The following is a 22,638-nucleotide window of genomic DNA, read 5'->3' as shown; positions in this document are numbered from 1 at the left end:
GGACACGCCCGCGCTAGGCCGCTGCCTTGCCGGCATCCTGCAGCTGCCGCCACAGGATCTTGCCGGTGCTGGACTTGGGCAGGACATCCACGAACTCCACGATGCGCGGCGCCTTGTAGGCGGCCATGCGGGTCCGGGCCCAGGCGATCACCTCTTCTTCGCGCACGCTGCCGCGCGCCTCGTCACGCAATACCAGCAGGGCTTTGACCGTTTCGCCGCGGCAGGCGTCCGGCACCCCGATCACGCAGGCCTCGTGCACCGCCGGATGCTCGTATAGCGCGTTTTCCACTTCCGCCGGCCAGACCTTGTAGCCGGACGCATTGATCATGCGCTTCAAGCGGTCGGTCACATAGAAGTAGCCCTCTTCGTCCACCCGGCCCAGGTCGCCGGTGCGGAAGTAGCGCTGCCCGTCCAGCATGAAGTAGGCGTCGGCGTCGGCCTGCGGGTTGTTCCAGTACCCCAGCATGACCTGCGCGCCGCGCGTCACGAGTTCGCCGGTTTCGCCTTGCGGCAATTCAGCCAGCGTGGCCGGGTCCACGATCCGCGTGTCCACGCCGAAGGTGGGCACGCCTATGCATTGGCGCTTGTTGCGGTTCAGCGGATTGCAGTGCAGGAACGAGGCGGTTTCCGTCAGGCCGTAGGCCTCGTTGTAGGTGATGCCGTAGCGCTTGGCCAGCATGGCCGCCACCGCCTCGGGCATGGGCGCTCCGCCGCCGCATAGCTGCGCCAGGCTGGACAGGTCCAGGTCCTCGATGCCAGGCTGCGCAAAGAAATCCACGATCATCGCGGGCGGCGCGGCCCAGACGCTGACGCGATGGCGCGCCATCAGTCGGCCGGCCACCTCGCGGTCCCAGCGCGGCAGCACCACCACCGTGGCGCCCAGCAGGATAGGCGTGTTCATGCAGCTCTGCATGCCCAGCAGATGGAACATCGGCGCCACGCCCATGATGACGGCCTCGGACGTCAGACCGCGCCACAGCTGCGAGCCGGCCAGGGAGGCGTTCATGGTGCCGTGGGTATGGCGGCAGCCCTTGGGCCGGCCGGTGGTGCCCGAGGTATAGGGCAGCAGGCAGAGGTCCTTCGCCTCGGCCCGGTGCGGCAGCGGCTGCGCATGGACCGCCAGCGCGCCATACCAGGGCACGCCGCCGCGCACATCGGGCGCGCGCCTGGGCGCGACGACCCAATCGGGAGCATCAGGGGCGGCGCCGTCGAGATAGTCGGAATAGGTGTGGACGATGACACGCTCCAGGCGTCCGTCCTGCGTGAAGCCATCCAGCCGCGCGCACAGTTCCTGGGCGGCGAACGCCACGCGGGCGCCGCTGTCCGCCAGGTAGTGCGCCAGTTCCTCCGCGGTGCTCATGGCGTTCACCGGCACCACCACGGCATCGGCACGAAGGATCGCGTAATACGCAATGACGAATTGCGGACAATTCTGGCTCAGCAGCAGGACGCGGTCGCCCGCCTTGACGCCTGCGCTGTGCTGCAGGTAGCCGGCCATGGCATCGACCTCGCGCTTCAAGCGCGCATAGTCGAGCACGGCGTCATAGAACACGATGGCGGGCTTGCCGGGATAGCGCGTGGCCGACGCCTCCAGGTTGAAGTAAAGGCTGGACTGCGGCGGACTGATTTCCTTCGGCAGTCCCTTGGGCCAGTACCGGTAGTGCGCTTGCTGCATCTTGTCTCCTCGAGCCTGTTCTGGCTTCTTCCATGCGCCTCAGGCGGTCATGGCGCGCGCGATGATTTCCTTCATGATCTCGTTGGAACCGCCATAGATCTTGCCCACGCGCGCATCCGCGTACATCCTGGCTATCGGGTACTCCAGCATATAGCCGTAGCCGCCGTGCAACTGCAGGCATTCGTCGATCACCTGGCAATTCATCTGCGTGGTCCACCACTTGGCCATGGCCGCGGTGGACAGGTCCAGCGTGCCCGCCAGCTGGCGCTCGATGCAATCGTCGACAAAGCGCGCCGCAACGGTGGCGACGGTTTCGCACTCGGCCAGCTTGAAGCGCGTGTTCTGGAGTTCGATGAGCGCCTGGCCGAAGACCTGGCGCGTGCTGGCATAGGCCATCGTTTCCTCGATGGCGCGCCGCATCGTGGCCACCGCGCCCACCGCGATCAGCAGCCGTTCGCGCGGCAACTGCTGCATCAGCTGGGCGAAGCCACGACCCTCCACGCCGCCGAGTAGGCAATCCTGGCCCACGCGCGCGCCGTCAAAGAACAGCTCGGCCGTGTCCAGGCTCTTCTGGCCCAGCTTCTCCAGCAGCCGCCCGCGCCTGAAGCCTGCCAGGCCCTGCGTTTCCACCATGATCAGCGACACGCCCCGGGCCCCGGCCTGCGCGTCGGTCTTGGCCACCACGCAGACCAGGTCCGCATGCAGGCCGTTGGTGATGAAGGTCTTGGACCCGTTGAGCACGTATTCGCCGCCTTCCTCGGCGGCGGTGGTGCGCACGCTCTTCAGGTCGGACCCGGCCCCCGGTTCGCTCATGGCGATCGCACCGACCAGCTCGCCCGTGGCCATGCGCGGCAGCCAGCGCCGCTTCTGCTCTTCCGTGCCGTAGTTCAGGATGTAGTGGGCCAGGATGGCGCTGTGCACGTTATTGCTGAAGCCATGCACCATCGCGCGCGCCTGTTCCGCCGCCACGATGGCCTCGTGCGCGAAGCTGCCGCCGCCGCCGCCGTAGGCTTCGGGCATGCTCACGCACAGCAGGCCCAGGCGGCCCGCCTTGTTCCAGACCTCGCGGTCCGCATGCTGCTGCTTGCGCCAGCGTTCTTCGTCCGGCACGAACTCTTTCTCGAAGAGGCGCCGCGTCGAATCCTGAAACAGCGTCAGGTCCGCGTCCATCCAGCCTTGGCGTGGCGTGTCCATTGGATTCCTCCTGCGCTCAAGGACGGCCGCCGCCGACGACCAGGACCTGGCCGCTGACGTAGTTGGATTCGGGCAGGCAGAACAGGTACACCGCGCCCGCGGCTTCCGCCGGCGTGCCGGCGCGGCCGATGGGGATCAGGCTTTCGGCGTTCTTCAGCACCTGCGGATTGACGCCCACCTTGATCTGCCGGCCTTCGATGTCCAGCGTGGCATCGCCGTCGGCGGGGGCTTCGGTCAGGCGCGTCTTGATCAGCCCGAAGGCCACGCTGTTGACGTTGACCTTGTAGCGGCCCCACTCCTTGGCCAAGGCGCGCGTCAGGCCATTGATGCCCGCCTTGGCGGCGGAGTAGTTGGCCTGCCCGGCATTGCCCATGACGCCGGAAGTCGACGAGATGTTCACGACCTTGCGGAACACTTCCCTGCCCTGCTCCGCTTCGGCCTTGGCCGCCACGCGGATGAAGCCGGACGCGGCGCGCAGGATACGGAACGGCGCGGATAGGTGCACCGCCAGGATCGCGTCCCATTGCTCGTCCGTCATCTTCTGGATCACGTTGTCCCAGGTGTAGCCGGCGTTGTTGACGATGATGTCCAGGCCGCCGTAGGTGTTCACGGCCGTGCCGACGAAACGTTCGGCGAAGCCCGCTTCGATCACGCTGCCGGCGCAAGCCTGGGCCTGGCCGCCCGCCTTGCGGATCAGCGCGACGGTGTCTTCCGCCGGCCCCGCATCCAGGTCGTTGACCACCACGCTGGCGCCTTCGCGCGCCAGCTTCAACGCGATCTCCTGCCCGATGCCGCGTCCCGCGCCCGAGACCAGCGCTACCTTGCCTTCCAATGTGCCCATCGCTCTCTCCTGTTTCTGGTTTACTGAACCGCCAGCACCGCCACGCCGCTCAGGCGCAGTTCTCCGGTCTGGCTGCGCGCATGCAGTTCCACCCGCACCCGGGTTTCTCCCTGCGCTTCAAAGCGTTCCACCACGCTGCCGGAACAGCGCACCTCGTCGCCCACGTGCGTGATTGCGACGAAGCGCACGGCATACTCGCGCAGCGCCGATTGCGGCGCCCAGTTCGTCAGCAGGCGGGCCAGATAGGCGGCCGACAGCATGCCGTGGGCGAACACGTCTTGCATGCCCGCGGCCCGGGCGAAATCCAGGTCCACGTGTATCGGGTTGTGATCGCCCGAGGCGCCGCAGTACAGCGCCAGCCCCAGCCGGCTGACCGGCCCGGCGGTAAAGCCGGGCAGCTCGTCGCCGGCCTTGGCTTCACGATTCATTGCCGCAGTCATCCTGGTCTCCTCAGGCATTGCGCACGACGGTGGTCGCGCGCAGTTCGGCGACCAGGCGCCCGGCGGCGTCGGTCACCCGGGTTTCGCGCACGACGAACTCCAGCGCGCCGCCCTTCTTGGCGTAGATGTCGGCGACGCGCGGTTCGAAGCGCAATTCGTCGCCTGCGTGCGCCATGGCGTGATAGACGAAGCCCTGTTCGCCGTGCAGCACCCGCGCGATGTCGATGCCCAGCAGTTCACGCATGGCGGCGGGCCGCGGGCTGTCCATCTCCAGGCAGAAGAAAAAGGTCGGCGGCACCGGCAGTCCCGGGTGTCCGGCCGCGCGCGCGGCGGCCTCGTCGGTGTAGACCGGGTCGTCCTGGCCGGTGGCCTTGGCGAAGAAGCGCAGGCGGCCAGCCTCCACGGTTGCGTTGAACGCCGGCAAAGCGGCGCCGATATGGCTGGTGTCGAGCATGGTGTTCTCCTCAGGCGGCCTGGTACAGCGTCACCACGCAGGCGCCGCCCAGTCCCAGGTTGTGCTGCAGCGCCAGCCGGGCGCCTTCGACCTGGCGCAAGTCCGCCTGGCCGCGCAGCTGCCACACCAGCTCGGTGCATTGCGCCAGGCCGGTCGCGCCCAGGGGGTGGCCCTTGGACAGCAGGCCGCCGGACGGATTGGTCACGACCTTGCCGCCGTAAGTGTTGTCACCTTCCAGGATGAACTTCTCGGCGCCGCCCTCGGGCGTCAGGCGCAGGCCTTCATAGGTGATCAGCTCGTTGGCGGTGAAGCAGTCGTGCAGTTCGACCACGTCCACGTCGTCAGGGCCGATGCCGGCGGCCTCATAGACCTGGTCGGCCGCGGCCCGCGTCATGTCAAAGCCCACCACTTTGCGCATATCGCCCGCGCCGAAGGTGGATGGCGTGTCCGTCGTCATGGCCTGCGCGGCGATGCTGACGGCAGGCGTCAGGCCATGGCGGCGCGCGAACTCGTCCGAGCACAGGATGGCGGCCGCCGCGCCGCAGGTCGGCGGGCAGCATTGCAGGCGCGTCAGCGGATCGAAGATCATGGGCGCGGCCAGCACCTCGTCCAGCGTGACCGGCTGGCGGAACACCGCGTAAGGATTGCGCGCGGCATGCTGGCGCGCCTTGACCGCGATGCGGGCGAAGATATCGGCGCCGACGCCGTGCTCCTTCATGTAGTCGCGGCCCGCGCCGCCGAAGAACTGGGCGGCGCGCGGCTTGGCCGTGTCATAGCCCTGCATGTCGCTCATCGCCGAGACGAAATCCTGCAAGGGCGAGGGACGGTCCTCGTACACGCCTTTCAGCGCGCCGGGCACCATCTGTTCGAAGCCTACCGCCAGCGCGCACTCCACCGCGCCGCTTTCCACGGCCTGGCGCGCCAGGAACAGGGCCGACGAGCCGCTCGCACAATTATTGTTGACGTTGAACACCGGGATGCCGCTCAGGCCCACGCCGTAGACCACCGCCTGGCCGGCGGTCGAATCGCCGTACACGTAGCCCGCGTAAGCCTGCTGCACGGCGTCGTACTGCAATCCCGCGTCCCGCAAGGCCTCGCGCACGGCGCGCGCGCCCATTACGGTGTATGCCTCGCTGGCGCCGGGCTTGCTGAAAGGGATCATGCCGACCCCTGCCACCCATACTTTCCGATTCATGCCTGATTCTCCTGATGAGCGGGCGCGACGACGGCCGCGCGCCTGGATTCATGGTCTTGCCTCAGCACGGACTTCAGCACCTTGCCGGCGGCCGACATGGGCAATTCGCTGAGGAACTCGTAGGTCTTGGGGCACTTGTAGGCGGCAAGCTGCTGGCGGCAATGCCTGTCCAGGGCGTCGGCGTCGGCGGCCATGCCCGGACGCGGCACGATTACCGCGTGCACCGCCTCGCCCCAGCGCGCATGCGCCACGCCGATGACCGCGCAGCGCGCCACCAGCGCGTGGCGGGCCAGCACGCCTTCCACTTCCGCGCCGTAAACGTTTTCGCCGCCGCTGACGATCATGTCCTTGAGGCGGTCGACGATATACAGGTATCCATCCTCGTCCTGGCGGGCTGCGTCGCCTGTCAAGAGCCAGCCCTGGTCGAATGCGCGGCGCGTTTCCTCGGGCCGGTTCCAGTAACCCTGCATCACCATGGGCCCGCGCACCGCCAGTTCGCCGACCACGCCCGGCGCCGCCTCGCTGCCGTCGGGCGCGAATATGCGGGTTTCGACGCCCACCGCCGGCCTTCCCGCCGATTCGGCGCGGGCGCCGCCCTGGCGCACCTCCGCATTGATGGCGACAGTGGCGGCGGTTTCGGTCATGCCGTAGGCATGCACGAATTCCGCCTGCGGAAAAGCCGCCAGCGCGCGGTCGAGCAAAGCCCGGGAAATGGGCGATGCGCCCCAGATCACGCGTTGCACGCCCTCCAGCCGGTACTGCGCGAACCCGGGTTCGTCCAGCAGCATCTGGATCATGCTGGGCACCAGCAGCACTTCGGTTACGCCGTCGTCCTGCAGGGCCAGCAACACCGCGCGGGGCTGGAAGCCGCGCTGGACCGCCACCGATGCGCCCGCGACAAACTGTCCGATCAATCGCCCCAATCCGGCAACATGGAACAGCGGCGCGACCAGCAAGGTAAGGCTGTCGGGCGGCGTGGAGACCGTGGCCATCCTGGCCACCGCAGCGCTCCAGAAATTCGCGTGCGTCAGCATGGCGCCCTTGGGCGCGCCGGTCGTGCCGCCGGTAAAGAGGATCGCGGCCAGCGCGTCGCCACCCGCACGGACATCGTCCTGCGGCGCTGCCGCGGCGGCGTGCGCTTCCAGCACGTCGGCGGACAGCGGCGCCGTGCCGGCAGGAATGTCCACATCGGCCATGCGCGGCGCCATGGTCTCGTCCACCAACAGCAGGCGCGGACTGCAGTCGGCCAGCGCCTGCGCAAGCTCTGGGCAGCTCCAGCGTGTGTTCAACGGCACCACGGCCGCCCCCAGCCACCAGCACGCCAGGATCCACGACACATGGTCCGCCCCATTGGCGCCCCAGAGCGCCACGCGATCGCCCTGCAGCACGCCATGGCCGCGCAGCACGGCGGCCTTGCGCGCGGTCCAATCGATCAGCGCCGCGTAGGTCCAGCGCCGTGTGCCTTCGCACAGCGCGATCTTGCCGGGGTGCAGCCGGCCTGCACGATGCAGGCCTTGTGTCAGATACATGGTGCTCGTCTCCTGCGGCGCCGTGCTCCTTGCGCGGAACAGCGTGCGTTCGTCCTCGAGCCCCTAGCTTCCCTCTTGGGGCCGGAGCGCGGCAATGGCCGCAGGCGTCAAACCGATAGGCCAAAAGTGTCAGCGGCTTGCCGGCCCGCGGGACCGCGGACCAGGCGGTTGCGGCGGTACTCGCCCGGCGACACGCCGGTCCATTTCTTGAAGGCGCGGTGGAAGGTGCTGGGTTCGGAAAAGCCCAGGCGCTCGGCGATGTCCATCAAGGACAGATCCTGCCGGCCCAGGTACTCGACGGCAACGTCGCGCCGCAGATCGTCCTTCAGGGCCTGGAAGCCCTGGCCTTCCTCGCGCAGATGCCGCCGCAGCGTCTGCGGCGTCATCGCCAGCTGCGCGCTGACCTGGACCAGCGACGGCAACTCCTTGGACAGGTCATTGCGCAACAGGCGGCGGATGCGGTCGGTCAGGGTGGTGCGGTCCTGGAATTTCACCAGCAGGTCGAACGGCGCGTTGGCCAGGAACGGCTTGAGTGTCTGTTCGTTCTGCACCACCGGCAAGGCCAGCCAGCGCGACTCCAGCCACAGGCCCGTGACGGGCTGGCCATAGCGCACCGGCGCGTAGAACAGCCTGTGCGCATCGGCGCTGCGTGCGCCGCTGCTGTAGTCCACTCCCAGGATGGGAATGCGCCGCGCTGCCAGCCAGTTGGCCACGCCCAGCGTGAAGAACAGAAAGGAGCGTTCGCCATACCAACGCGCACAGCTGCTGGGCGCGCGGGAGTCGAGCACGATGCGCGCGCGCTCGCCGCTCACGCACAAGCGGGCGGTGAAATCCCGCAGCACGCCGTGGTAGTAGCGGAACGCCACGCGCAACGCCTGTCCCACCGTGCCTTCCCGCAGCGCCAGCCGGCAGGCATGGTCGAACGCTCCCATGGGAACCGGATGCTGGCCCATGCCCAGGAAGTCGTCCCGGGTGGCGCGGCGCAGCGTCCGCATGATCTGCGCGAGCTGCGCCTGCGATACCCGCGCCATCGGCGCCTGCAGCAGGGATGGCGGCACGCCGGCGCGCGTCAGGACCCGGTCCACGTCCACCCCCTGGCTGCGCGCGCCTTGCAGGATCTGGGCGATATGTCCCACGGCGATGGTGTGATGGGTCATGAGGATATCCAGCGGCCGGCGTATGCCGATGGATCGATGGTAGCCAAAGCCTGGGCGCGCAGGAATGGCCGGCGTGAGCATTCTCGCCAAGCGCAATCAGCGAATCCGCCATTGGTCGGCCGGAAAGCCGCGCCTAGACTGGCGCGAGCCTCAGCTTGGCATGCCACTTCGTATTTACGGGAGTCCCTCTTTGGATACACCGAACACCGCCCCGCTCGCAGGCGTCAGGATCCTGGACCTGTCGCGGCTGCTGCCCGGCCCGCTGGGCGCGCAGTACCTGGCCGACCTGGGCGCCGACGTGATCAAGATCGAGGATACGCAGGCGGGCGACTACGCGCCGCCGCCCTTGCGCGCCATCTGCAACCGCAACAAGCGCGGGCTGCGGCTGGATCTCAAGCATCCCGAAGGGCAGGTGGCGCTGGCCGCGCTGGCGCGTGGCGCGGACGTGGTGATCGAGAGTTTCCGGCCCGGCGTCGCCGCGCGGCTGCGGGCCGACTACCCCACCCTGGCGCGGCACAATCCCCGGCTGGTGTACTGCAGCATCACCGGCTACGGCCAGGACGGCCCGCAGCGCGACGCCGCGGGCCACGACCTGAACTATGCGGCCTGCGCCGGCGTCGCCGACCAGATGGGCTGCGGGCCTGATCTGCCGGCGCTGTCCAACCTGCCGGTGGCGGACATACTTGGCGGCTCGCTTACCGCGGTGATGGGCATCCTGGCCGCGCTGTATGACGCCCAGCGCAGCGGACGCGGACGCTATATCGATATCGCCATCGCCGACGGCCTGCTGGCCGGCGCCGTCGTGCCGCTGGCCACGCTCAATGCCCGCGGCGACACGCGGCCGGCCGGCGCCGACACCTTGTCCGGCGGGCTGGCCTGCTATGGCCAGTACCGCGCCGCGGACGGACGCTACCTGGCGGTCGCGGCACTGGAGCCGAAATTCTGGGAAACCCTGTGCCGGCGGCTGGAACGCCCCGACCTGACGCCGCTGCACCGCGACGGCGACGCGGGGCAACAGGCGCGCGTACGCGCCGAGTTGCAGCAGATCTTCGGCACCCGGCCGCTGGCGCATTGGCTGGCGCTGCTGGAAGGCGCCGACTGTTGCGTGTCGCCGGTGCTAAAGCTGGCGGAAAGCCTGGCGCATCCGCAGTTCGTCGCCCGCGGCATGCCGCTGCAGACCGAACATCCGGCCTATGGCCGCCATACCCACGTGGCCAGTCCGGTGAAGATGTCGGGCTTCCAGTTCGCCATACATCGCCAGGCCCCGCTGCCCGGCGAACACACCGATCAGATCCTGCGCGAGGCCGGCTACAGCGAGCCGGACGTCGCCAGCCTGATCGGGCGCGGCGTCGCGCTGTAGACACATACGGCCAGCCCGCCCGACCTTCCCAGCGACCAAAACCAGGACGGAGACCATCATGAACGATCCTCATCGCAGCCTTCCCTCGCCCCGACGACGCAGTCTGCTCAAGCTGGGCGCGGCCTTGCCCGCCGCGCTGTCCTTGCAGCGTCCGGCCAGCGCGGCAGCTTTCCCCACACGCCCCATCACGCTCATCGTGCCGTTTCCGGCAGGCGGCGCGACGGACACCCAGATGCGCGCGTTGGCAATCGCGGCCTCGCGCGAGCTGGGGCAGACGGTCGTCATCGCCAACCGCCCGGGCGCGGGCGGCACGCTGGGCCCGGCGGCCATGGCGCACACAGCCGCGCCGGACGGCTATACGGTGTCGGTGGTGGTCGGCACGCTGTTCCGCTACCCCTTCCTGCAGCAGGTCAACTACGACCCGCTCAAGGACTTCACCTACGTCGCCTGCATGACGGCCTACTCCTACGCCATCGTGGTGCGCGAGGACGCGCCCTGGCGCACGCTGGACGAGCTGCTTGCGGACGCTCGCGCCCATCCCGACAAGATCAGCTACGGCGGCACCGGCACCGGCGGCTCGGGACGCATCGCGATCGAACGCCTGTCGCGCCTGACGAACACGCGCTTCAACTTCATCCCCTACAAGGGTGCGGCCGAGGAGACCACGGCGCTACTGGGCGGCCACATCCAGATGATCTCGGACGCGGGCTGGGGGCCGATGATAGACACCGGCAAGGCCCGCCTGCTGGCGGTGCTGGGAGAAACCCGCGCCAAGCGCGTGCCCGACGTGCCCACGCTGACGGAACTGGGCTATCCCATCGTCGCGGCCAACCCGGTCGGCATCGCCGGACCGAAGGGCATGGATCCCGACATCACACGCGCACTGCAGCAGGCCTTCCACCGCGCGTCCCGCGATCCGGAATACAACCGCGCCCTGGAAACCGCCGACCAGCCGCACATGCTGATGGACAGCGCCGCCTACACCGACTTCGCGATCCGGCAGGTGGCGGAAGAAAAGAGATTCGTGGCCGAACTGGGCCTGAAGCCCTAGCCGCGCCTTCAGCCTGCGGGACGCAGCATGCAGTCGCGCAGGCGCAGCACCGATGCGCAGGAGGTGTCGCGATGCGTCACCAGCGACAGGGACAGCGCATCGTGCGCATCGGGGTCGGTCAGCGGCACGAAGGCCACGTGCGGGGTGGAGTAGGCGCGCGTCACACCGGGCACCAGCGCCAGCCCCATGCCGCTGGCCACCAGGCTGATCAGCGTCTGCACCTGTATCGCCTCCTGGCTGATGCGCGGCGAAAATCCCGCCTTGAGGCATAGCGCCTGCGCCACGCCGTGCAGGCCCGGCACCTTCAGGGGCGAATACAGCACGAAGTTCTCGCCGCGGGCACGCTCCAGGCTGACCGGCCCGCCCGCGGCCAACGGATGCCCCGCCGGCACCGCCAGGATCAGGTCGTCGCGCTCCACCACCCAGGAATCCAGCGCCGCGTCTTCCGCCAGCGGACCGCGTACCAGTCCCGCATCGATATCGTTGGCGCGCAGCATCGCGACCAGGCCTACCGTGCTGTCCTCGCGCAAGTCCAGCTGCACGTCCGGATACTGCGCGCGAAAGGCCGGCAGGCAGCGCGGCAGCAGCATGTAGGTGGCCGAACCCACGAACCCCAGCCGCAGCGTGCCCCATTCGCCCAGCGCCACGCGGCGGGCGGCCTGGCGCGCCTGGTCGGCGTGGAACAGCGCGCGCCGGGCATCCGCCATCAGCGCCTGTCCCGCAGGGGTCGGCGCCACGCCCTTGGCGCCGCGCACCAGCAGCGGCACGCCCACCGCATGCTCCAGCTTCTGGATCGAGACCGATAGCGCCGGTTGCGCAATGTGCAGGGTGTCGGCGGCCCGCCGGTAGCTGCCCAGTTCCGCAATGGTGACGAACTGCCGGAGCTGCCGTAAATCGATAGCCATAACAAATTCCATATCGCCCAATACCCAAGCCATATTAGACGCGTATGCGGCTGGCCGATAGGATTCCCGCCATGACAGCCTCTCCCCCAACCCCAGCCAGCGCCTTGGGCGGCGTGCGCATCCTGGACCTGACGTCCGTGGTGTTTGGCCCCTACGCCTCGCAGATACTCGCCGACTATGGCGCCGACGTGATCAAGGTGGAGGCGCCTGCGGGCGACTCCACGCGGCATACCGGCCCCGCCCAGGAACCCGGGCTGGCCGCCATCTTCCTGGGCCTGAACCGCAACAAGCGCAGCATCGTCCTGGATCTGAAGCAGGCAGCGGCGCGGCAGGCGCTATTGACGATGGCGGACCAGGCCGACGTACTGATGCACAGCATGCGCCCGGCCAAGATGGCCGCGTTGGGGCTGGGCCCGGATACGCTGTGTGCGCGCAATCCACGGCTGGTCTACGCCGGCCTGTACGGCTTCGGCGCGGGCGGCGCCTACGACGGCCAGCCCGCCTATGACGACATCATCCAGGGCCTGTCGGGCCTGGCCGACCTGGTGGACCGCCAGACGGGGGCGCCGCGCTACCTGCCCACCGTGGCTGCCGACAAGACCTGCGGCTTGATCGCGGCCCACGCCATCCTGGCCGCCTTGTTCCAGCGCGAGCGCACCGGCGCGGGCCAGCAGCTGGAAGTGCCCATGTTCGAGAGCATGGCGTCCTACACGCTGGTCGAGCATTACTACGGCAGGCACCTGGCCGACGAACCCGGCGAGGCCGGCTATCCGCGCGTGCTCACGCCCTGGCGCAAGCCTTGCAAGACCGCCGATGGCCATGTCTGCCTGATGCCCTATACCGATGCCCACTGGCACGACTTCTTCATCGCCGCGGACCGCCCCGATCTGGCGCAGGACGCGCGCTTTGCCGACATCGCGTCGCGCACGCGGCACATCGAAACGCTCTACGAACTGCAGGCCGGCATCGTGGCCGGGCGCGATACCGCCTACTGGCTGACGCTGTGCGCGCGCCTGGAAATCCCCGCCGCGCCGGTCAACCGCCTGCAGGACCTGGAGGCCGATCCGCATCTGCAAAGCGTGGATTTCTTCACGCCGCTGGAAAGCGCCTCCGGCAGCCGCTATCGCTTTCCCCGCAACCCCGTGCGCCTGCAGCGCTCCCATGTGCCGGCCGCAATGCCGCCGCGCCTGGGCGAGCACACGCTGGACGTGCTGCGGCAGGCCGGCCTGGACGAGGCCCGGATCGCCGAGCTTCTGGAATCGGGCGCCGCCCGCGACGCGCATTCCTCAACCCTAGTCAATCGCAAGGAACCCGCATGACCGCAGACCGCAACGCCGCAGGCATCAAGCAGCTCGGCCAGGGCTACTACTGGCAGGACCTGGCCGTGGGCCAGCGCTTCCAGACGTTCCGCCGCACCGTGACCGAGACCGACATCGTCAACTTCATCAGCGTGACCGGCATGCTGGAGACGATCTTCATCGACGCCACCTATGCCCACGGCGCGATCCAGGGCCGCCCCGCCCCCGGCGCGCTGACCTACGGCCTGATCGAGGGGCTGATCATGCAGGGCATGGTGCAAGGCACCGGGCTGGCGCTATTGGAAGTCCACAAGAAAATGCTGGCGCCCGTGGTCGCGGGCGACACCATCTGGGCGGAGATCGAAGTCACGGGCGTACGCCCCACCTCGCAGCGCAACCGGGCCGTGGTCACATCCGCCATCGAGGTACGCAACCAGCACGGCAAGCCGGTGATGGCCTACACGGCCACGCGCATGCTGGCTGGCAGGCCCTGAGGTTTCATCGGACGGCCAAGCGCTCCGCGCAGAGGGCGCTGCCGTCCGGACGCGGTCCGCGTCACTAAAACAGCACAAGGAGACAAGCAATGAAGAAAGCACTGCTGGCGGGCTGCCTCGCCATCCTGGCGCTGGGAGGCGCCGCAAGCGCGCAAGCCGCCTGGCCCGAGCGCCCCATCACCATGGTGGTGCCCTTCCCGCCCGGCGGGCCGACCGACCTGGTCGCCCGGGTGCTGGCCAAACAGCTGACCGACCAGTTGGGCCAGACCGTCGTGGTCGAAAACAAGGGCGGCGCCAACGGCAACATCGGCATGCAGTACGCGGCTGCCGCCAAGCCCGACGGCTACACCGTGCTGTACAACACCTCCTCCATCGCGCTCAGTCCCAATCTGTACCGGTCGCTGGCCTTCGATCCGGTCAAGGACTTCGCGCCGGTGTCATCCACGGCGGTGATCCCGCTGGTGCTGCTGGTGCATCCGTCGGTGCCGGCGCCGGACACCCGGACGTTCGTGCAGTATGCGCGCGAGCATCCCGGCAAGCTGTCGTATGGTTCGGCCGGCGCCGGCAACGTCACGCACCTGGGCGCTTTGTTGCTGTTGCGCTCGCTCGAGATCGATGCGGTGCACGTTCCCTACCGCGGCAGCGCCCCGGCCATGACGGACCTGGTCGGCGGGCAGGTACAGCTCATGACCAATACGCTGAACGATTCGTTGGGTTTCATCCGCGAAGGCAAGCTGCGCGCGCTGGCGGTGACCAGCGGCACGCGCAGCGAGCAATTGCCCGACGTGCCGACGGTGGCGGAAACGGTGGCGCCCGGATTCGAGATGGGCGCCTGGCAAGGCGTGGTGGTGCCGGCAGGCACGCCTGCGCCGATCATCGACAAACTGAACGCCGAAATCCGCCGCGCGCTGCAATCGCCTGAAATGACCAGGCAGCTCAAGGCGCAAGGCGCGCAGGCGCTGGGATCCACGCCGCAGGAATATGCCGCCTATATCAAGAGCGAGATTGCGCGGTGGGGAGAAGTGGTGAAGGCCGCCAACGTGAAGCTGGACTGACGCTTGCTGAAGGACTATGCAAAACGCCCGCTATCGCGGGCGTTTTGCTGGAGCTGTCGAACTGGCAGCAAGCTCAGCGGCCGTTGGCCTTGGCCGTGATGCCGTTGGCCGCGCCCATGTCGGTATTGGGCACGTCGCGCAGCAGCACCCGCACGTCCTGGCCCGAGATGCCGATGCTGGCGCACACCGCCTGGTTCAGAGCCGCGATCAGCGCGGCCTTCTTGGCTTCGTCGCGGCCGGAGATCAGCGCGACGTCGACGCGCGCCATGGCCTTGCCGATTTCACCGCCCACGATCACGTGCGCCGCCGGCACTTCCTGCAGCACGATGCGCACGCTGGGCAGCGGCGCGGCGATGCTTTCGACGACGGCGTTGGACGCGGCCTGCAACAGCGCGGCCTTCTGGGCGGCCGTGTGGCCTTCCATGATCTGGACATTCAAAATAGGCATGACGGATTCCGATGTTCCGAAAAAGGAGAAACCGGCCCAGGCGGCCGGCAAACCATCATATCCGGATCGGGGCCGCGCAGACGGCCGCGCGGCCCCGATCCGGATTAGGGTTTATCCCTGTCAGGCCGCCTGGTCGCGGCGCTCGGGTTCGGACTGCTCCTGCGTCTCGGCGGCAGCGGCGGCTTCCGCCGCAGGCGCGGTTTCGGCCAGGGCCGGCGTCACCAGCTCCACCACCTTCTTGCGCGACAGCATGCCGATGAACTCGTCGTCCTCGCCGGTCACCGCGACCGGCTGGTCGCTGTGCACCAGTTGGGCCAGCACCTCGCCCAGGCCTGCCGTGGCGGGCACGGAAGCCAGGTCCTCGACGTAGCGGGAGATGTCGCGCGCGCCTTCCTCGATGGCGCGCGTGGCGGCCTCGGCGGTCAGCACGCCGGCCAACCGCTTGCCGTCCAGCACCGGCGCGTACTCGTAGCTCAGGGCGCGCATGCGGTCCATGGCGTGGGCGGGACGCGAACGCATGGTCAAGGTCAGGCGCGCCGGGTTCACGGCGTGCGTGGCGTTGAGCACCTTGGTGCGGTTCACGTCCTGCAGGAACGACTGCACGTAGTCGTTGGCCGGGTTCAGCAGGATGTCTTCCGGCGTGCCTTCCTGCACCAGTTCGCCGTCCTTGAGGATGGCGATGCGGTTGCCCAGGCGCAGGGCCTCGTCCAGGTCATGCGTGATGAAGACGATGGTCTTGTTGAGCTTGGCCTGCAATTGCAGCAACTGGTCCTGCATCTCGCGGCGGATCAGCGGATCCAGCGCCGAGAAGGCCTCGTCCATCAACAGGATTTCGGCATCGGTGGCCAGCGCCCGGGCCAGGCCGACACGCTGCTGCATGCCGCCCGACAACTGGTGCGGATACTGGTTCTCGAAGCCCGACAAGCCCACCTGGTCCAGCCATTCGCGGGCGCGCTTTTCACGTTCGGCGCGGCCCACGCCCTGCACGGTCAGGCCGTAGGCGGCGTTGTCCAGCACGGTGCGGTGCGGGAACAGGCCGAAGCGCTGAAACACCATGCTCATCTTCTTCTGGCGGAAGACTTCCAGGTCGCGCTTGTTCAGGCTGACCACGTCCACGCCATCGACCAGGATGTGGCCGGCGCTGGGCTCGATCAGGCGGTTGAAGTGGCGGATCAGCGTGGACTTGCCGGAACCCGACAGGCCCATGATGACGTAGATGCTGCCTTCCTCGATCGACAGGCTGATATCGCGCAGGCCCAGCGTGTGGCCGCTTTCGGCCAGCAGCTGTTCCTTGCTCATGCCGCCCTGGGCGGCTTCCAGCCATTTCTTCGGGTGCGGCCCGAAGACCTTGTAGATGTTCTTGACCTCGATCTTGCTCATCGCTGGCCTCCCATGCGCATGCGCTGTCCATACGATTGCGTGATCCGGTCGAACAGCACGGCCAGCACCACGATACCCAAGCCCGCGAGCAGGCCACGGCCCACTTCCAGGCGGTTGATGCCCAGCAGCACTTCATAGCCCAGGCCGCGCGCGCCGATCATCGAGGCGATCACCACCATCGACAAGGCCATCATCGTGGTCTGGTTGATGCCGGCCATGATGTTGGGCAAGGCCAGCGGCAGCTGCACGCCGAAAAGCTGCTGGCGCGGATTGGCGCCGAAGGCGCGCGAGGCTTCCAGCACCTCGCGGTCGACCAGGCGGATGCCCAGGTCGGTCAGGCGGATCAGCGGCGGCACGGCGTAGATCACGGTGGCGATGATGGCGGGGATCTTGCCCAGGCCGAACAGCATCACGACCGGAATCAGGTACACGAAGCTGGGCATGGTCTGCATCACGTCCAGCACCGGCAGCATGATGGAGCGCAGCCAGTTGACCCGCGCCATCAGCACGCCCAGCGGGATGCCGATGATCACCGACAGGCCGGCCGCCATGATCATGAGCGCCAGCGTCTGCATGCCGGCGTCCCACAGGCCCAGCACGCCGATCACGCACAGCAGCGCGCCCATCGCCAGGCTCAGGCCGATGCGGCGGCTGACACCCCAGGCGATCGCGATCGTGACCGCGACCACCGCCCACCAGGGCGAATTGCGCAGCAGTTGCTCCAGCCACACCAGGGCATGCAGGACGGGCTGGGACAGGGTCTCCAGCGTGTCGGCATAGTTGGTGACCAAGTGATCGACAAAGCCGTCGATCGCCCCCCGGACCTGCCGGGCGGGAATAATTTCAGGAAACATTCGTTCTACTCCATTCTGGCGCACTCACCGCCCGGACCGCGCCCGACTGCCCAGGAATCGGGCAATGCGGCGCAAGCTTGCGGCTTCCAGCTAGAAAACGGCCGGCCATCCCGGCAGCGCCAGCGCATCTCGGCCCGGGCGCTAGCGCCCGGCCGGCGGCCATCCTGGCAAAAGAATCCGGCCCCAGGGAAGGGCCGGTGCGCGCCGCGACGGCGCGCAGCCAGGCACATGGCGGGTTACAGCGCGCTTTGGACGCGCCCGGCGACGTCGGCGGGGACCCACTTGGTCCAGACGTCGGGTTTGTTCTTCAGGAACCACTTGGCCACGGCGTTGGCTTCGTCGCCGGACTCTTCCATGTGGGCCAGGGTTTCGTTGATCACCGGCAGCGGCACCGAGACCTTGGACAGGAATTCGGTGAGCTTTGGCGCTTCCTCGGAGAACTTGGTGTTCACCGCCGTGAAGACGGGATTGTCGGGATAGGCGCTGGGCTCGGGCTTGGCGCACTTGGGCGACGTCAGGCACTTGTGCTTTTCGGCGTCGTAGGGCGACATGTCAAGCTTGACCAAGTCCATCGCGCCGACCAGCGGCGTGGGCGACCAGTAGTAGAAAACGACGTTCTGCTTGCGCTTGTAGGCCGACATCAGGGCGGCCTTCTGCGCCGCGCCCGTGCCGGGCGAGTACAGCGTGTAGGAGTCGTCCAGCTTCAGGGCGTGGAACAGGTTGTTGCTGGTGATTTCGCAGCCCCAGCCTGCCGGGCAGCCGTAGAAGCGGCCCTTGCCCGGCTCTTCCGGATCCTTGAACTTGTCCTTGAATTTCGGCAGGTCGGCCGCGGACTTCAGTTCAGGCAGGCGTTCGGCCGTGTAGCGCGGGATGTACCAGCCCTCGGCGCCCATGTAGAGGTCGCCGATGCGCTTGACCTTGCCGGTCTTCTCGGCGCGGTCCCAGGGCTCGGCCACGCTGTTCAGCCAGATCTCGGTGTTGATATCCAGGTCGCCGCGCTCCAGCGCGGCCAGGGCGGGCAGGGTCTCGGTCGGCAGGGTCTCGGTCTTGCAACCGTAGCCCTTTTCCATGATGAAACGTTCGACGTCAACGAGGACCAGGTTGGATTCCCAGTTCATCGCGCCGAAATTGACCGGGCGCTTGATTTCGCACTGGACGGCATCGGCGGCTTGGGCCGCACCGGCAAAGGCGAAGAACACAGCCGCGGCGGCCAGGGTCTTGACAGGGGTAAAACGCATTGGCTTTTGCCTCCATAGGTTCAGGGACACACGCCAGGCTTGGGCCCGGAAGTGCCATGGAGCTAAGGGGGTTGTGCGGAAGACGGGCAGAACCGCCAATACAAACCGACACTAGCAACAAGACGGTCCGCGAGGGTGCGGCATCTTGCAAGACAGGAGCTTCAAAAACGCAGTTTTTGAAAACCCACAGAAAGTGAACAAACTGAACGAAGAAGCCAGCATCTTAAACGAAATTGATGCTCAACCCAACCCCATCCCGGAATGAATCAGATACATTTCCCGGAAAAACGGTCCGGGATTACCCGCAAGCGCAAGGAGTGAAACCGCGACTTTCCCTAGGGGATTTTGATTCAGTTGCATTGATACATTTAGTAAATAATAAATTCATACCCATACGCTTTAGCGGCTTCAAACCGGCCGGAAATCGCGGTTCCGGCCAGCGGGTGGACGCGTTTCGCCCCGTTTTCCGGCGCCCATTCCATTGAAACCGGCCGCCCTGCGGACACCTGCCGGCCGCTACTCGTTCTGGCCGTACATGTAGTCCCGGCGCCAGGGGTAGGCGAGATCCGACGGATTGTCCAATTCGTCGGCGCGTCCTGTCGCCGGGTGCTGGCCCAGGATCTGATGCAGCGCAATCCAGCCGTGCTCGAAGCCCATGGCGCAGCCGGCCAGGTACAGCCGGTAGGCGCGTAGCGAACGCTCGCCCTGCTCGCCGCCCAGGATGCGCGCCGCTTCAGGCAGATGCGCCTCCAGCGCATCGCTCCAGGCCCACAGGGTGCGCGCGTAATGCGGCCGCAGGTTTTCCACGTCCACCTCTTCCAGCCCGCCGTTGGTCAGGGTTTCCAGCACCACGCTGACGTGGGTCAGCTCGCCGCCCGGGAAGATGTACTTCTCGATGAATTCGCCCATGCCGTTGCCCAGCTCGGCGTTGTAGACGCCGGCTGCGGTAATGCCATGGTTCATGATCAGTCCGCCAGGCTTGAGCAGGCGGCGCAGCTTGGCGAAATAGCCTTCGAGCTGGGCGCGGCCCACGTGCTCGAACATGCCGACTGACGCGATCTTGTCGTAGGGCGCGGATTCGTCCAGCTTGCGGTAGTCCAGCAGTTCCATGCGGACCCGGCCCGCCAGGCCCTTTTCCTGGATCAGCTTGCTGACATGGGCATGCTGGTTGCGCGACAGCGTGATGCCGGTGGCGTCCACGCCGTAGTTCTCGGCGGCCCACAGCAGCAGGCCGCCCCAGCCCGCGCCCACATCCAGGAACCGCTCGCCCGCGCGCAGGCGCAGCTTGCGGCAGATGTGGTCCAGCTTGGCTTCCTGGGCCTGGGCCAGCGTCATGTCCGGTTCGCGGTAGTAGGCGCAGGAATAGACCCGGCGCGGGTCCAGCCAGAGCGCGTAGAAATCATCCGACAGGTCGTAGTGGAACTCGATCTGCTTGGCGTCGCGCTCGACCGAATGGCGCCAGACCGACACCACCTTGCGCACCAGCTCCGTCAGCCAGCCGCCGCGGGCCGCGTCCACCGGCGAACCGGGCAGCAGCGCCGAGGCCGCCGCCATCACATCGCGCATATTGCCTTCGATGTCGATGCGGCCTTCCACGTAATCCTGCCCCAACACGCCCACCGCGCCTTCGGCCAGATGCGCCAGGGCGGTCTTGTCGTGCGTGACGAAACGGACGCGGGGTTCGGGCGGCCCCAACACGGCGCCGTCGGGCAGAACCAACTGGACCGGGACCGGCAGGGCCTGAAGCTTGCGTTCCACAACAGACAACAAAGGATTCACGACTTCTCCTCTGGAATACGTACGGACCGCAATGACTTTATCGGAAAAAACTTGCAATTTGCTTGTAAGGTTGCCCGTGATACAGTCGTTTACTTGGCCCAAACCGTGCAACAAACCGCATCCGGGCCCTGCCACTGCGCTACACCGCAATCGACATGCCCCCTTCACAGTCCTTCCGCAGCAGCCTGCCCGGCTGGCTGATACTCATGGGCGCGCTGACCGCGATCGGTCCGTTCGCCATCGATATGTACCTGCCCGCGTTCCCCACGATCGCGGCGAACCTGGGCGTGTCCCGCGGCGACGTCGAACGCACCCTGGCGGCCTACCTGATCGGCCTGGCGATGGTGCAAGTGTTCTATGGCCCGATGGCCGACCGCTACGGCCGCAAGCCGCCTCTGCTGGTGGGCCTGACGCTGTTCATGATCGGTTCCCTGGGGTGCGCGCTGTCCGGATCGGTGGAAGCGCTGACCGGCTGGCGCGTGGTGCAGGCCATGGGCGGCGCCGCCGGCATCGTGATCCCGCGCGCGGTGATCCGCGACCATTACGAAACCCATGAAGCGGCCCGCGCCATGTCGCTGCTGATGCTCATCATGGGCCTCGCCCCCATCCTCGCGCCGCTGGCCGGCGGCCAGTTGCTGGCCATCACCTCTTGGCGCAGCCTGTTCTGGGTCATGCTGGCGGGCGGCGCGATGTTGATGGCCGCCGTCATCCTGATCATGAAGGAATCGCTGGCGCCCGAGCGCGTGGTGCCGCTGCGCTGGCACACCATACTGCGCAACTACCGCGGCCTGTTCGCCCATCGCGGCTTCATGGCGCACAGCCTGGCCGGCGGCTTCGGCCAGGCAGGCATGTTCGCCTACATCATCGGCTCGCCGCGCGTCTTCATCGAACTCTACGGCGTGCCACCCCAGTACTACGGCCTGCTGTTCGGCACCAACGCGCTGTCGCTCATCGTCTGCTCGCAGATCAGCGCCCGCCTGCTGCGCACCTACACGCCGCGCCAATTGCAGCGCCGCGCCCTGACCTCGCTGGCCTGCGCCAGCCTGGCCGCGGTCGCGCTGACGCTGGCCGGCTGGATGACCCTGCCCCTGCTGATGCTGTGCCTGATCTGCTACATGGGCAGCCAGGGCTTCGTGAATCCCAATTCGGCGGCGCTGGCGCTGGCGGACCAGGGCAAGCGGCTGGGCGCGGCTTCGGCGCTGCTGGGAACACTGCAATTGTCCTGCGGCGCGCTGGCCGGTTTCGCCGTCAGCGCCTGGCAGACCGACAGCGCCCTGCCCCTGACGACCACGCTGGCGGCCTGCGCCTGCCTGTCCTGGATCTCGGGCCGCGTGGCGCAATCGCACACCAGCTAGCCTGGCTGCTTGATTTAATTACGCTTTTCGTATTAGAATCTAAGTCTTCACATGAAGTTTCCCGTGCCGGACTACTATGCTTTGTAGTTCAGCACTCTGACCCCAACCGCGCAATGTCTGGTGATTCCCTTCGGGATTTCCAGAGATTCTTCCAAGAATCCAGCGGGTGGCAGGCAGCGGGTATAAGCACTGGGGCGGACCAGACTGGGCTTTGACAGCCATTCCGACCTCCCCTCATCCACTAAGACTGGGTGGCCGGCAAAGGCAGCGCAAGCGCCTGTACAGCCCGGCGGCTGAAACCCTGTCTACCCCCCAAGCGATGCGCGACAAAAGAACGACCTAAAGAGGTGCATCCATGGCACGCGTATGCCAAGTGACCGGCAAAGGCCCGATGGTGGGCAACAATGTTTCGCACGCGAACAACAAGACCAAGCGTCGCTTCCTGCCCAACCTGCAATCGCGCCGGTTCTGGGTTGAAAGCGAAAACCGCTGGGTCCGCCTGCGTGTTTCGGCCAAGGCCATCCGCACGATCGACAAGAACGGCATCGACGCCGTGCTGGCCGACATGCGTGCCCGCGGCGAACTGGCTTAATCAGCCTCCCCGCCAATCTACATACTAGGAGCACGACATGGCCAAAGGTATCCGCGAAAAGATCAAGCTCGAGTCGACTGCCGGCACGGGTCATTTCTACACGACCACCAAGAACAAGCGCAACATGCCCGAGAAGATGCTGATCAAGAAATTTGATCCGGTCGCTCGCAAGCACGTTGACTACAAGGAAACCAAGCTGAAGTAATTCAGCCGGTTTTCCCGCAAGACGAAAAGGCCCTGCATCGCAGGGCCTTTTTTCGTTTCCGGGCGGGCGCCGCGCCGGACGCGTGTCTATTGCCCCAGGGCGAAAGGCCATGTTCCAATTGGGCCGCTGTCATCCGCCG

22 protein-coding genes are annotated in these 22,638 nt (G+C 67.2%); 8 read left to right on the top strand and 14 right to left on the bottom strand.

Going from position 1 to position 22,638, the window contains the following annotated elements:
• Positions 1-13 precede the first annotated feature (13 nt).
• From BRO63_RS21760 to BRO63_RS21725, 8 genes are all read right to left on the bottom strand, one after another.
• A complete protein-coding gene (locus BRO63_RS21760) occupies positions 14-1,675 on the bottom strand; it encodes a long-chain fatty acid--CoA ligase (RefSeq protein WP_088141798.1) in 1,662 nt (553 codons plus the stop codon).
• A 39-nt stretch (positions 1,676-1,714) separates the two neighbouring features.
• Complete coding sequence (locus tag BRO63_RS21755; protein WP_088141797.1) at positions 1,715-2,869, bottom strand: acyl-CoA dehydrogenase family protein; 1,155 nt, start codon at positions 2,867-2,869, stop codon at positions 1,715-1,717.
• Between the two features lie 16 nt (positions 2,870-2,885).
• A complete protein-coding gene (locus BRO63_RS21750; protein WP_088141796.1) occupies positions 2,886-3,710 on the bottom strand; it encodes an SDR family NAD(P)-dependent oxidoreductase in 825 nt (274 codons plus the stop codon).
• Between the two features lie 20 nt (positions 3,711-3,730).
• Entirely contained in the window at positions 3,731-4,150 is a 420-nt protein-coding gene (locus BRO63_RS21745; protein ID WP_088141795.1) for a MaoC family dehydratase, read from the bottom strand.
• Between the two features lie 10 nt (positions 4,151-4,160).
• Positions 4,161-4,604: a MaoC family dehydratase N-terminal domain-containing protein gene (locus BRO63_RS21740; RefSeq protein WP_088141794.1), complete on the bottom strand. Its 444-nt coding sequence runs from the start codon at positions 4,602-4,604 to the stop codon at positions 4,161-4,163.
• Positions 4,605-4,614: 10 nt separating this feature from the next.
• Complete coding sequence (locus BRO63_RS21735) at positions 4,615-5,799, bottom strand: lipid-transfer protein (RefSeq protein ID WP_088141793.1); 1,185 nt, start codon at positions 5,797-5,799, stop codon at positions 4,615-4,617.
• The gene (locus tag BRO63_RS21730; protein WP_088141792.1) at positions 5,796-7,328 is read right to left on the bottom strand and encodes a class I adenylate-forming enzyme family protein; all 1,533 of its coding nucleotides are present in this window, start codon (positions 7,326-7,328) and stop codon (positions 5,796-5,798) included. Before BRO63_RS21730 ends, BRO63_RS21735 begins: the two co-directional genes overlap by 4 nt.
• Positions 7,329-7,435: 107 nt before the next feature.
• Positions 7,436-8,485: an AraC family transcriptional regulator gene (locus BRO63_RS21725; RefSeq protein WP_088141791.1), complete on the bottom strand. Its 1,050-nt coding sequence runs from the start codon at positions 8,483-8,485 to the stop codon at positions 7,436-7,438.
• 160 nt (positions 8,486-8,645) lie between these two features.
• On the opposite strand from BRO63_RS21725, the gene BRO63_RS21720 reads away from it, so the two are divergent.
• Together BRO63_RS21720 and BRO63_RS21715 are read left to right on the top strand one after the other, a co-directional pair.
• Positions 8,646-9,845 carry a CaiB/BaiF CoA transferase family protein gene (locus tag BRO63_RS21720; RefSeq protein ID WP_088141790.1) on the top strand — a complete coding sequence of 400 codons (1,200 nt, stop codon included), beginning with the start codon at positions 8,646-8,648 and terminating at the stop codon, positions 9,843-9,845.
• Positions 9,846-9,903: 58 nt separating this feature from the next.
• Complete coding sequence (locus BRO63_RS21715) at positions 9,904-10,896, top strand: Bug family tripartite tricarboxylate transporter substrate binding protein (RefSeq protein ID WP_088141789.1); 993 nt, start codon at positions 9,904-9,906, stop codon at positions 10,894-10,896.
• An 8-nt stretch (positions 10,897-10,904) separates the two neighbouring features.
• Here BRO63_RS21715 and BRO63_RS21710 read toward each other — a convergent pair whose 3' ends face one another.
• Positions 10,905-11,801 (bottom strand): LysR family transcriptional regulator, encoded by an 897-nt coding sequence (locus BRO63_RS21710; RefSeq protein ID WP_256943062.1) that lies wholly within the window; start codon positions 11,799-11,801, stop codon positions 10,905-10,907.
• 71 nt (positions 11,802-11,872) lie between these two features.
• Here BRO63_RS21710 and BRO63_RS21705 point away from each other — a divergent pair, with 71 nt between their 5' ends.
• The 3 genes from BRO63_RS21705 to BRO63_RS21695 all read left to right on the top strand — a co-directional run bounded on the left by BRO63_RS21705 (position 11,873) and on the right by BRO63_RS21695 (position 14,648).
• Positions 11,873-13,120: a CaiB/BaiF CoA transferase family protein gene (locus tag BRO63_RS21705; RefSeq protein ID WP_088141788.1), complete on the top strand. Its 1,248-nt coding sequence runs from the start codon at positions 11,873-11,875 to the stop codon at positions 13,118-13,120.
• Complete coding sequence (locus tag BRO63_RS21700) at positions 13,117-13,593, top strand: MaoC family dehydratase (RefSeq protein WP_088141787.1); 477 nt, start codon at positions 13,117-13,119, stop codon at positions 13,591-13,593. Before BRO63_RS21705 ends, BRO63_RS21700 begins: the two co-directional genes overlap by 4 nt.
• Positions 13,594-13,682: 89 nt before the next feature.
• Positions 13,683-14,648: a Bug family tripartite tricarboxylate transporter substrate binding protein gene (locus tag BRO63_RS21695; RefSeq protein ID WP_088141786.1), complete on the top strand. Its 966-nt coding sequence runs from the start codon at positions 13,683-13,685 to the stop codon at positions 14,646-14,648.
• A 73-nt stretch (positions 14,649-14,721) separates the two neighbouring features.
• Here BRO63_RS21695 and BRO63_RS21690 read toward each other — a convergent pair whose 3' ends face one another.
• From BRO63_RS21690 to BRO63_RS21670, 5 genes are all read right to left on the bottom strand, one after another.
• Positions 14,722-15,096: a tautomerase family protein gene (locus tag BRO63_RS21690; RefSeq protein ID WP_054451217.1), complete on the bottom strand. Its 375-nt coding sequence runs from the start codon at positions 15,094-15,096 to the stop codon at positions 14,722-14,724.
• A 120-nt stretch (positions 15,097-15,216) separates the two neighbouring features.
• Positions 15,217-16,476 (bottom strand): quaternary amine ABC transporter ATP-binding protein, encoded by a 1,260-nt coding sequence (locus BRO63_RS21685; RefSeq protein WP_088141785.1) that lies wholly within the window; start codon positions 16,474-16,476, stop codon positions 15,217-15,219.
• Positions 16,473-17,330 carry an ABC transporter permease gene (locus tag BRO63_RS21680; protein WP_054451215.1) on the bottom strand — a complete coding sequence of 286 codons (858 nt, stop codon included), beginning with the start codon at positions 17,328-17,330 and terminating at the stop codon, positions 16,473-16,475. Before BRO63_RS21680 ends, BRO63_RS21685 begins: the two co-directional genes overlap by 4 nt.
• A gap of 236 nt (positions 17,331-17,566) precedes the next feature.
• The gene (locus BRO63_RS21675; RefSeq protein ID WP_088141784.1) at positions 17,567-18,568 is read right to left on the bottom strand and encodes an ABC transporter substrate-binding protein; all 1,002 of its coding nucleotides are present in this window, start codon (positions 18,566-18,568) and stop codon (positions 17,567-17,569) included.
• Positions 18,569-19,084: 516 nt separating this feature from the next.
• Complete coding sequence (locus tag BRO63_RS21670) at positions 19,085-20,347, bottom strand: class I SAM-dependent methyltransferase (RefSeq protein WP_088141783.1); 1,263 nt, start codon at positions 20,345-20,347, stop codon at positions 19,085-19,087.
• A gap of 155 nt (positions 20,348-20,502) precedes the next feature.
• On the opposite strand from BRO63_RS21670, the gene BRO63_RS21665 reads away from it, so the two are divergent.
• The 3 genes from BRO63_RS21665 to rpmG all read left to right on the top strand — a co-directional run bounded on the left by BRO63_RS21665 (position 20,503) and on the right by rpmG (position 22,499).
• Positions 20,503-21,702 (top strand): Bcr/CflA family multidrug efflux MFS transporter, encoded by a 1,200-nt coding sequence (locus tag BRO63_RS21665; RefSeq protein WP_256943061.1) that lies wholly within the window; start codon positions 20,503-20,505, stop codon positions 21,700-21,702.
• Positions 21,703-22,057: 355 nt separating this feature from the next.
• On the top strand, positions 22,058-22,294 hold the full coding sequence (gene rpmB / locus BRO63_RS21660) for a 50S ribosomal protein L28 (protein ID WP_006390601.1): 237 nt from the start codon (positions 22,058-22,060) through the stop codon (positions 22,292-22,294).
• Between the two features lie 37 nt (positions 22,295-22,331).
• Positions 22,332-22,499 carry a 50S ribosomal protein L33 gene (gene rpmG / locus BRO63_RS21655; RefSeq protein ID WP_003810296.1) on the top strand — a complete coding sequence of 56 codons (168 nt, stop codon included), beginning with the start codon at positions 22,332-22,334 and terminating at the stop codon, positions 22,497-22,499.
• The last annotated feature ends 139 nt before the right edge of the window (positions 22,500-22,638 follow it).

This window comes from Achromobacter xylosoxidans (assembly GCF_002192695.1).
Classification (GTDB): Bacteria; Pseudomonadota; Gammaproteobacteria; order Burkholderiales; family Burkholderiaceae_B; genus Achromobacter; species Achromobacter xylosoxidans_C.
This window is presented reverse-complemented; position numbering and strand designations above follow the sequence as displayed.